Genomic DNA, 9932 nt, shown 5'->3' with positions numbered 1-9932 from the left:
TCCTTGGAAAAATCGAATTGACGTAAACGTAAACTGAAACGGGATTATAAAAGCAAAAGCTGTCTCACGCAGATATTTAGCACGATCGTTCTTTTTATGGCGAAAGCATACACCATCCGTTCGCTGTAACGGAAGTCTTATTGCTGCTTTTTCAAAGAATTTTTCAGGAAGTTGGATGCGAAGAACGGGACATTTCAGTTCGCCAGGTGACGTGGTGTCTCGCCCCGCAATCCGGCCACCAGATTATCCACCGCCAGGGTCGCCATCGCCAGCCGCGTTTCATGCGTGGCGGAACCGATATGCGGCAAGGCGACGACATTGCTCAGTTGCAATAACGGTGAATCGACCGGCAGCGGTTCTTTTTCAAATACATCCAGGCCGGCGCCATAGATGGTCTTGTTTTGCAACGCCTGAATCAGCGCCGCCTCATCGACAATGCGGCCGCGCGAGCCGTTGATGAAAATCGCACTCGGCTTCATCAAGGCAAATTCACGGGCGCCGATCAGCCGTTCGGTCTGCGCCGTCAGCGGCAACATCAGGCAGACAAAGTCGGCTTGCGCCAGCAAGTCATCGCGACTGACGAAGGCAGCGTTCAGTTCGCGCTCGGCCTCGGGATTGGGACGGGTATTGTGATAAATCACCCGCATGCCGAAGCCATGATGAGCGCGCCGCGCCACCGCGCTGCCAATGCGCCCCATACCCAGCATGCCGATGGTCTTGCCATGCACATTGATGCCATACATGGATTCCTCAATGCTGCGAGTCCATTTGCCGGCCTTCACGTATTCGGCCAGTTCGACGATACGCCGCGCACTGGTCAGGATCAGTGAAAAAATGGCATCTGCCGTAGCTTCATTGAGTACCCCGGGCGTATGCGCCAGCATGATGCCGCGCTGACGAAAATAATCGAGGTCGAAATTGTCGATGCCGACCGAAATGGTCGAGGCGATTTTCAGTTCGGGGGCGCTGTCGAGCATCGCATTGCTGATCGGCAGACTGGCGCCCAGCAAACCATGGGCACCGGTCAGCGCGTGCAGAAATTGCGCGCGATTGGCATCCGTAATGGCCTCAAAATACGTCACATCGAATTCGTGCCGCAAACGCGCCAGCAATGCATCCGGCAAATTCTTGTAGACCACGACATGCTGTTTCATCAATTCACTCCGCAATTCATTCCGATTACATCAATCTCGATTCAAACCGCGGCATCCAGCTGGGCACGGGTTGGCAAGCCTTCCATATCCCCCACCACCTGAATCGCAAACGCGCCGATCCGGTTGCCGCGCGCCACCGCCTGCGGCAGGGGCAACCCTTCCAGCACACCGCTGATCACGCCGACTGCAAAACCGTCACCGGCGCCGACCGTATCGACCACTTCCGCCACGGGCACGCCGCCGACAATACCTTCATCATCCGCCGTGCGGAAGTAAGCGCCATCCGCACCGAGCTTGATGATGACGGCAGATACACCCTGCTCCAGATAAAAAGCGGCGATATCACGCGGCTCAGTGTAACCGGTCAGAATCTTTCCTTCACTCAGGCCCGGCAAGACCCAGTCGGCCTTGAAAGCCAGTTGATTCAATTGCTGCGCCATGACTTCCTGCGATGGCCACAACATCGGTCGGAGATTGGGATCGAAAGAAATGGTCTTGCCGCCGGCCCGCATGAAATCCAGAGCCTGATGGGCGAAGGCCATGTTGCCCGGCGACAGGGCCGCAGCGATGCCGGTGGCATGCAAATGGCGCGCCGCACCGAAATACGCCTGATTGAAATCGACCTGCGACAACTGGCTGGCGGCGGAACCCTTGCGATAATACTCAATCGCCGGATCGGCGCCGTCCACCGCCTTGGCCTTGAGCTGGATCGCCGTCCGGAACTCGGCATCGGTGGTGACGCAACTGACATCGACGCCTTCCTGCGCTACCCGTTTGCGGATGAAGCGGCCAAAAGAATCGTTGCCGACCCGGCTGACCCAGCCCACTTTCAACCCCAGACGCGCCAACCCGATGGCAACGTTGGTCTCGGCCCCGGCCAGTCGCCGCGTATATTTTTCAACATCGGCAAAATCGCCGACCTCATCCGCGACAAACAGCGCCAGTGCTTCGCCGTAGGTTACGACATCCAATCCCGATTGCGTCATATGCTTAATGTATAGAAGAAATTCAGACCGACGCCAGCATTGCTACATGGTGTCGCGTCACCTGCTCCAGATCGTCGCCGATCAGGGGAAACTCGATCGCGCGCTGAACCCCGTGCGGAAAATAAGAAAACAAATGCTGCCATGAGGGGTCATCCGCTGCCAGCGGTACCGCCTTGAGTTTGCCGTTGTCATTGAACACGCCCTTGCAATGCACGTATTCAACACGCGCCGCCAGCAGTCTGGCCGCCGTCTCCGGATCAACTCCGCTCCAGCGCCAGTTACCCATGTCAAAGGTCATGCCCATGGCAAAACCATTGCTGTGGCACAGCGCCAGAAAAGCGGCAATCGATTCCAGATTGCCGCCGTGCGCGGTCTGGTCATTTTCCAGCAACAACGGCAGCGGTGCCTGCGCCACGAATCTGGCCAGGGCCGGCACCTCGCTGCGCGGTGAAAAATGCCCGAGCGATACTTTCAGATAGCGTGACTGCAACTGATGCGCCTGTGCCAGCGCTTGCTCCAGCGCCGCACCGGCCAGTTTGCCATCGGCACCGAACAACTCGATGGGCGCCGAATAAACCGAAAACAGACCGTGCTTTTTGAGCAATTCACGCAAGGCATCCAGATCCTGCTCGCCGACAAACAACTCGCTGCGGATTTCCAGTCCCGCAGCACCGGCAGCAGCAACGATGGGCACCAGATGCGCATGACCAAGCCGGCGCACCAGGTCGGCGCCATAGGCAGATGCGGCGACCAGTACCGAGGTCATTTGATGGCCCCGGCACCGATGAACTGCTTGGCTTCCGGTGTTTGCGGATTGGAGAAGAACGCTTCCGACGGCCCCGTTTCCCACACTTTGCCCTGATGCATGAACACCGTGATATGCGCCATGCGCCGCGCAAATTCCATTTCATGCGTGACCAGCAACATGGTCATGCCGGCCCGCGCCAGCTCTTCCATTACCTTCAGCACTTCTTGCGTCAATTCCGGATCGAGCGCCGAAGTCACTTCATCAAACAGCATGACTTGCGGCTCCATCGCCAGCGAACGGGCAATCGCCACGCGCTGCTGCTGACCACCCGACAATTGCTCGGGATAGGCATCACGCTTGTGGTCCAGTCCGACCTGCTTCAATACCCGGGCCGCCGTTTCACGCGCTTTCTCGGTTGGCACTTTCTTGACGATGCGCGGCGACAGCATGACGTTTTCTTCCACCGTCAAATGCGGGAACAGGTTGTAGCTCTGGAACACCATGCCGACATCCTTGCGCAACTCGATCAGGTGTTCGTGCTTCGCCGTCAGCGTATGACCGGCGACCTTGATGCTGCCGCCGTCAATACTTTCCAGACCGTTGATACAACGCAGCATGGTGCTCTTGCCCGAACCGCTGCGACCGATCACGGCAATTACCTGACCGGGTTCTACCGTCAGCGAAATGCCGTTCAAGACCTGATTGTCGCCAAAGCGCTTGGTGATATTGTCAATCTCAACGATGGGCATGTAATTTCCTCTCTAAAGCGAAGCTGAAGCGCGACAGCGGATAGCAAAATATGAAGTAAATCCCGGCAACGATCGGGAATACCAGAAATGGTTGGAACGTGGCATTGCTGACCAGCTTGCCGGCTTGCGTCAACTCGACCAGACCGATGATGGAGGCAATCGACGTGTTCTTGATAATCTGCACCAGAAAGCCTACTGTCGGCGGCAGCGAAATGCGCACTGCCTGCGGCAGGATCACATACCGCAATTGTTGCCAGCGATTCATCGCCAGTGCGGTGGATGCTTCCCATTGCTGGACCGGCACGGCCTCGATGCAACCGCGCCAGATTTCGCCCAGATAGGCACTGGAGTAGATCGTCATGGCCACGGTTGCAGCCACCATCGGCGGCAGTTTGTAGCCATAGATCGCCAGTCCGTAAAAGGTCAGGAACAGGATGATCAGCACCGGCGTGCCCTGCACGATCTGGATGTAGATCGCCGACACCGTGCGCAGAATCTGCGAATGCGAGGTCCGCATCAAGGCCACGATGAAACCGGCAATGCCGCCGACCACGAATGACAATGCCGACAACAGCAATGTCCAGCGCGCCGCTTCCAGCAAGAATTGGAACTGGTCCCAGGAAAATTCTGCAATCATTTCATTCCCCTTGGTCGTGCCACACCGAGACGGCGGCGGCGTTTGAACACAAACAGGCCGATGATCCAGAAGCTGAGACGGAACAGCAACGCCAGCAGGATATACAGCGCCATCACGATCAGATAGATCTCGAAGCTGCGGAAGGTTTCCGCATCCAGCAAGTTGGCGGCGGCCGTCAACTCTTCGGCGGAAATTGCCGACACCACGCTCGAAGCCAACATCATCAGCGTGAACTGACTGGCCAGCGCCGGGTAGACTTTTTCCAGCGCCGGTGTCAACACCACATGCCGGATCACCTGCCAGCGCGTCATCGCCAGCGCCTGGGCAGCTTCGATCTGCGACGGATGCACCGCCATCATGCCGGCCCGCACGATTTCCGTGGAATAGGCTCCGAGGTTGACTGTCATTGCCACCAGCGCGGCAATATTGGCATCGACCTGCACGCCCGCAGCGGGCAAGCCGAAAAAGATAATGAACAACTGCACCAGAAACGGCGTACTACGGATCACTTCGACGTAAGTCGTTACCACGAAGCGGGCCGGACGCGAACCGTGAATGCTGACGATGGCACCGAAAATGCCCACCGCCAAACCGAAAATCATTGCCAGCGCGCTCAGCCGGATGGTGAGCAACGCTCCCCACAACAACTGATCCATGTGCTGGAAAATGAAGGCAAACTGAAAATCATAAGTCATCGTCTACTCCTCAACTCTTGCCGATCCCGGACCTCTGACGAGGTCCGGGGTCTGTCTGTCTTTCAGCGTGAACCGAGGATCAGAATACTGGCAGATTCGGCAGTGGCGAACCGGCCCACTTGCGCGAAATACCATCCAGTTCGCCATTGAGCTTGACGTAGTAGATGAAGTTGTTGAGCCACTGTTGCAGATCGAATGCGCCCTTGCGAACGGTCATCGAATTCGGTTGCACCGAGTAAGGGAACTTGATTTCGATCTTGCCGGCGCCACGGGTCTTGACGATTTCGGTCGCCATGGTGTTTGGAATCGAAATGGCATCCACCTGATTGCTCAGCAACGCCTGCGTCACGGTCGAGTCATCTTCGAAACGCACCAGCACGGTACCGGCAGGTGCCAGACGGGTCAGCGCAGTATCGTTGGTGCTGCCGCGCGAAACGCCGACTTTCTTCTTGATCAGGTCATTCAGATTCTTGAACTTGGAACCGGTCGGACCCACGATGGACAATTCAAAACCGCTGTAAGGAATGGTGAACATGACCGACTTGGCACGCTCAGGTGTCGGCGCCAGTGTCGCGACCAGAAAGTCGACTTTGCCCGATTCCAATGCCGGAATACGTGCCGGCGGCACCAGGGGCACGATCTCGACCGGCAGCCCCAGATACTTGCCGATCAGATTGGCGACATCGACGTCGTAACCGATTGGCTCACCCTTGGCATCCACGCTGCCGAACGGTGGCGTACCGCTGACCACACCAATGGTGACCTTGCCCTTCTTGATCAAATCGGACACCGTCTGCGCGCTAGCGCTGGCGGCAGCGCCGACGGCGCAACTGGCAGCCAGCGCCAGCGCGATGAATTTGGTACTGAACAGATTTCTGATACTCATGGTTAGTCTCCTTGGTCACGCCTTGCCGGCATGGTTACCGGCGTTGACGCTCTTTGATAAAGGCTTGCGCCCGCTTAATAAAAATGAAATCGCTGTTAAAACACCGGCAAGTTGGGCAAGGTCGCCCCGGTCCACTTTTGCGAAATGGCTTCCAGTTCGCCATTGAGCTTCACGTAATAAATGAAATTGTTGAGCCATTGCTGCAAATCGAACTGGCCCTTGCGCACCGTCATCGAATTGGGTTGCACCGAATACGCAAACTTGAGTTCAATCTTGCCGGCGCCGCGGGTCTTGATGATTTCATGCGCCATCGAGCTGGGGATCGAAATCGAATCGACCTGATTGCTGAACAGCGCTTGCGTTACGGTCGAGTCATCTTCAAAGCGCACGATATTGGTACCGGCCGGGGCCAGCCGGCTCAGCGCCGTGTCACTGGTACCACCGCGATTGACGGCGATTTTCTTTTTATTCAGATCGGCCAGCGTCTTGTAATTGCTGCTGACCGGCGCCACTACGGCCAGTTCGAACGCGCTGTAGGGAATCGTGAACAACACCGACTTGGCACGTTCCGGCGTCGGCGCCAGCGTCGCTACCAGGAAGTCGACCTTGCCCGATTCCAGTGCCGGAATCCGCGCCGGCGGGGTCAGCGGCACGATCTCCACCGGCAAGCCGATATATTTGCCGATCAGATTGGCGACATCGATGTCATAACCAATCGGAACGCCCTTGGCGTCCACACTACCGAACGGCGGCGTGCCGCTCACCACGCCAATCGTGAGCTTGCCTTTCTTGATCAGTTCGGCGACGGTCTGGGCACTGGCGTGCGCGCTGGCGAGCAGGCCGCACATGGCAGCCAGCAATACTGTCAGAAACTTTCCGTGAATCAGATTTCGAATACGCATCTTGCTTGTCTCCATCGTTAACGCTGCTCTGTTGCGATCGTATGTTCTGTCGCGGCAGCATTTTCAAGATCGGTCAAATTGTCGTGATACCCGTTGTCACTACTCCAGATCAAAGTGCGGCATGGCCGCGACCACTATTCCGGAACCGTTTGGTATCGGTTCCAGAAAACTGCAAATTCATGCACTGCGTACCGGTTTTCGTGCGCGAGCCACCGGTTCCGGCGGGATGCTCGAACCACGCTTGATCAGCCGGCCATCCAGCAAGATTTCACGACGCGGTGCGCGCTCGCCATTGATGCGTGCCAGCAAGCGCTCAATCGCGGCGAAACCGATGTCATACGTCGGCTGCTCGATGGTGCTGATGCCGCTGCCCACCAGCGGCGACCATGACAATTCGTCGAAACACAACAAACCAAGGTCGTCGGGAAAACGCAGTTTCATGCTTTGCAAGGCCAATGCGATTTGCAGTGACACCATACCGTTACCCGCCAGCAGCGCCAGTTTCCCCTTGCTGCCACGACGCCGGCGCAAGAATTCCTGCACCGCGGTGGCAACATGCCCGGGTTGCTCCAGATCGACTTCCAGCGTTTCGCCATGACAGTTTCCGGCCGCCGCAATCGCCTGCAAAAAACCGGCCTGACGTCCTTGCCGGGAACTGACGCCATACAGCGATTGCACCACCAGGCCGATGTCGGTATAGCCCTGCTCGATCAGGTGATTGGTCGCCATCTGTGCCGCGCGCACATTGTCCAGACCGACCAGATCGAAGTCGCAACCGTCAATGCGCCGGTCCAGCAGGACCACCGGAAATGCCGTGCGGCCCAATTCCTTGAGCGGACGAATATTGCGGCCCTGGGTATTGAACAACAAACCTTCGACGCTGTACGAATGCAATGCCGCCAGCGACTGCTGCTCGCGCTTTTCATCATTGGCGGTATTGCACAACATCAGGGTGTAACCGTATTGCTGGCAGGCGGCTTCCGCGCCATGCAATACCGCTACCGAATAGGGATTGAGAATGTCGGCCACCAACATGCCGATAAGTTTGGTACGACCGCCCTTGAGGCCGCGCGCCATCTGGCTCGGCTGATAGCCAAGGCGCGCGATGGTACTGCGGATCTGCTCCAGCAACGGTTCGGAAAGGGCATCGAATTCACCGCCCAGATAGCGCGAAATACTGGTCTTGGAAACACCAGCTTCCTGCGCTACCTGCGCAATCGTGACCTTGCCTGCACCGGTGACGGGTGCCTGCTGCGTATTGGATTTTTGTCTCACTCTACCTGCCAAATCGTTGGTTGGTATTGCATTAATTATTTTTTCCGGATCCGGTCCGCTTCTTTTGAGCGAATCTCTGGAACCGGTTCCAAGATAGCAGCATGAATTTCGTTTGGCAATTTGTTTCGGATGAAAATTTTGATCGCAACGATGAAACAAAGACCCGTCAAACTTCGACAATTTCCAAATCGCAATTGACGCATGGCGTCATTTTGCGCGGGCGATGTCCACTCGCCGGCGATGGGATCAACATGAAATTCCATCGATGGTGCCACGCACCATCGACGCCGTGCCAGGCTGCGTTTTTACCGGTCCGGCCTAATTGACGCCAAGCAGCTTGTAGAGGTGATAACGGGCAATCCCGAATTGCTCCGCCAGGGCGACGTCCGCCAGCGTGAAATTGTAGGCACTCGGGATGACACTCATTCTGGGTGCCAGATAATCTGCGCGGACCGCCTTCGGCGTCACCGCGAAATGGGAAAAATACATCAGGCTGCGACGCAAATGCACGCCGGACGTCACCAGCCAGATGCCCGACGGATCACGATGCTGCAACAGTTCGCTGCTGAATCTGGCGTTCTGCCAGGTATTGTTGCTGCGGCTCTCCGGCAACAAATCGGATGCGGCCACGCCCAGTCGCACCAGCATCTCGCCATAGACATGCGCTTCGGTCATGCCCGTATGCTGCGGATCGCCGCCACTGACCATGACCTTGCAATCATCACTGTGTTTTTATAGGCCTGATACAGCTCTGCGGCCTTGACGATGCGTCCGTAGGCAAAGGTCCCCGGCTCAACCCGACCGCTGGCCGGGACCAGTTCGAGCGCATATCCCAACACCACGATCGTGTTTTGCTTGCCCCAGTTACTTGGTATGGCCGAAGAATATTCCAACTGCTGATCCAGCAGCCAGAGCGCCAATGGACCGCAGCCAACGATAAGCAAGAGAATGCCGGCGGCGGTGCAAACGCCGCTCCCCAATGTTTCCCATTCGCGCCAGAGGCAATAGATACCCGCCAGCAGCAGCAAGAAAAGCAGAATAAGCATCATCAGACTCCTCAATTTTGTTGAAGGAATGACACTATATTATGTTTCCACAGGGAAATATTGATTTGACAGCAGTCTGCATGCAGCACCAACTTGAGCATCCGCTTTCGTGTGCAGCCGCCGGCAGCCGGCACTGCCGGCGTGCTGCATCATGCAACAGCTCAGTCGCCCCGCGGCTGATTGATCCACCCTTGCAGTGATGATCGTTGCCACTGATGACGCACATAGGCCGCGAGTTTTTCAGGCATGGCATCGCCGTTGCTGAGCAGGCGATTGAGCATCAGCGCCAGTTCAGTATCGGCAATGCACCAGGTATCAAACAGATTCGAGGTGTCGTCGCCGAGCAAACTGTCTGCCGCAGTCATGAGCCGCCCGGCTTCCACACGGGCGGCCACCGATAACGGCGATGCTGGCACCTGGTAAAAAATCACCTCGGTCGACCGCTCTTCCCTGATCTTGAAAAAATCACTGCGCAACCAGGCTTGGATTTGTCTGGCCCTGGCGCGTTGCTGCACGTCGCGCGGATAGATTGCGGCATAGGTCGGCGCCGGAAACCGCTCCTCCAGATATTCCGTGATCGCCGACGACTCGGACAGATGAAAAGCACCATCGATCAGCGTCGGTACCCTGCCGCTCAAGGACAATGCTGCATAGTCCGGCAGCCGGTTGGCCTGACGTCCGAGATCGACCGTCAACACCTCAAACGGCAAGCCTTTTTCTGTCAGCGTGACGAATACCGACAGGGCATAAGGACTGGTAAAGCGGGAATCCACGTAGAGCTGGAAATCATTGTTTTTCATTTTTATCTCTTTCGTTTTCATACAAGCGGCAACAACAATGCGATTGCGCAGCAC

General features: G+C 56.8%; 12 protein-coding genes. All 12 read right to left on the bottom strand.

All coding sequences use genetic code 11. The features are described from left to right. Positions 1-194: 194 nt before the first annotated feature. Positions 195-1154 (bottom strand): 2-hydroxyacid dehydrogenase, encoded by a 960-nt coding sequence (locus AKL27_RS23110; RefSeq protein WP_050465228.1) that lies wholly within the window; start codon positions 1152-1154, stop codon positions 195-197. Positions 1155-1195: 41 nt separating this feature from the next. Next, on the bottom strand, positions 1196-2140 hold the full coding sequence (locus AKL27_RS27960; protein ID WP_050465227.1) for a sugar kinase: 945 nt from the start codon (positions 2138-2140) through the stop codon (positions 1196-1198). A 22-nt stretch (positions 2141-2162) separates the two neighbouring features. Next, positions 2163-2906: a sugar phosphate isomerase/epimerase family protein gene (locus AKL27_RS27955; protein WP_050465226.1), complete on the bottom strand. Its 744-nt coding sequence runs from the start codon at positions 2904-2906 to the stop codon at positions 2163-2165. Continuing rightward, positions 2903-3637, bottom strand: coding sequence for an amino acid ABC transporter ATP-binding protein (locus AKL27_RS23095; protein ID WP_050465225.1), 735 nt, complete (start codon positions 3635-3637; stop codon positions 2903-2905). The genes AKL27_RS27955 and AKL27_RS23095 overlap by 4 nt, the downstream gene beginning before the upstream one ends. Further along, complete coding sequence (locus AKL27_RS23090; RefSeq protein WP_050465224.1) at positions 3624-4274, bottom strand: amino acid ABC transporter permease; 651 nt, start codon at positions 4272-4274, stop codon at positions 3624-3626. Before AKL27_RS23090 ends, AKL27_RS23095 begins: the two co-directional genes overlap by 14 nt. Then, entirely contained in the window at positions 4271-4969 is a 699-nt protein-coding gene (locus AKL27_RS23085) for an amino acid ABC transporter permease (protein WP_050465223.1), read from the bottom strand. The genes AKL27_RS23090 and AKL27_RS23085 overlap by 4 nt, the downstream gene beginning before the upstream one ends. Before the next feature lie 79 nt (positions 4970-5048). Beyond that, positions 5049-5855, bottom strand: a complete 807-nt coding sequence (locus AKL27_RS23080) for a transporter substrate-binding domain-containing protein (protein WP_050465222.1) — start codon at positions 5853-5855, stop codon at positions 5049-5051. 95 nt (positions 5856-5950) lie between these two features. Then, positions 5951-6757 (bottom strand): transporter substrate-binding domain-containing protein, encoded by an 807-nt coding sequence (locus AKL27_RS23075; RefSeq protein ID WP_050465221.1) that lies wholly within the window; start codon positions 6755-6757, stop codon positions 5951-5953. 177 nt (positions 6758-6934) lie between these two features. Continuing rightward, the gene (locus AKL27_RS23070) at positions 6935-8032 is read right to left on the bottom strand and encodes a LacI family DNA-binding transcriptional regulator (RefSeq protein WP_232311077.1); all 1098 of its coding nucleotides are present in this window, start codon (positions 8030-8032) and stop codon (positions 6935-6937) included. 318 nt (positions 8033-8350) lie between these two features. Further along, positions 8351-8707, bottom strand: coding sequence for a YdcF family protein (locus AKL27_RS27295; protein WP_198156062.1), 357 nt, complete (start codon positions 8705-8707; stop codon positions 8351-8353). Beyond that, positions 8704-9081, bottom strand: a complete 378-nt coding sequence (locus tag AKL27_RS27290) for a YdcF family protein (protein WP_083439236.1) — start codon at positions 9079-9081, stop codon at positions 8704-8706. Before AKL27_RS27290 ends, AKL27_RS27295 begins: the two co-directional genes overlap by 4 nt. 158 nt (positions 9082-9239) lie before the next feature. Continuing rightward, the gene (gene yfcF / locus AKL27_RS23060; protein ID WP_050465219.1) at positions 9240-9878 is read right to left on the bottom strand and encodes a glutathione transferase; all 639 of its coding nucleotides are present in this window, start codon (positions 9876-9878) and stop codon (positions 9240-9242) included. Between the last annotated feature and the right edge of the window lie 54 nt (positions 9879-9932).

The organism is Herbaspirillum autotrophicum (genome assembly GCF_001189915.1).
Classification (GTDB): Bacteria; Pseudomonadota; Gammaproteobacteria; order Burkholderiales; family Burkholderiaceae_D; genus Herbaspirillum; species Herbaspirillum autotrophicum.
Note: the sequence above shows the minus strand (reverse complement) of the source record. Positions and strands in the feature narration are given on the sequence as shown.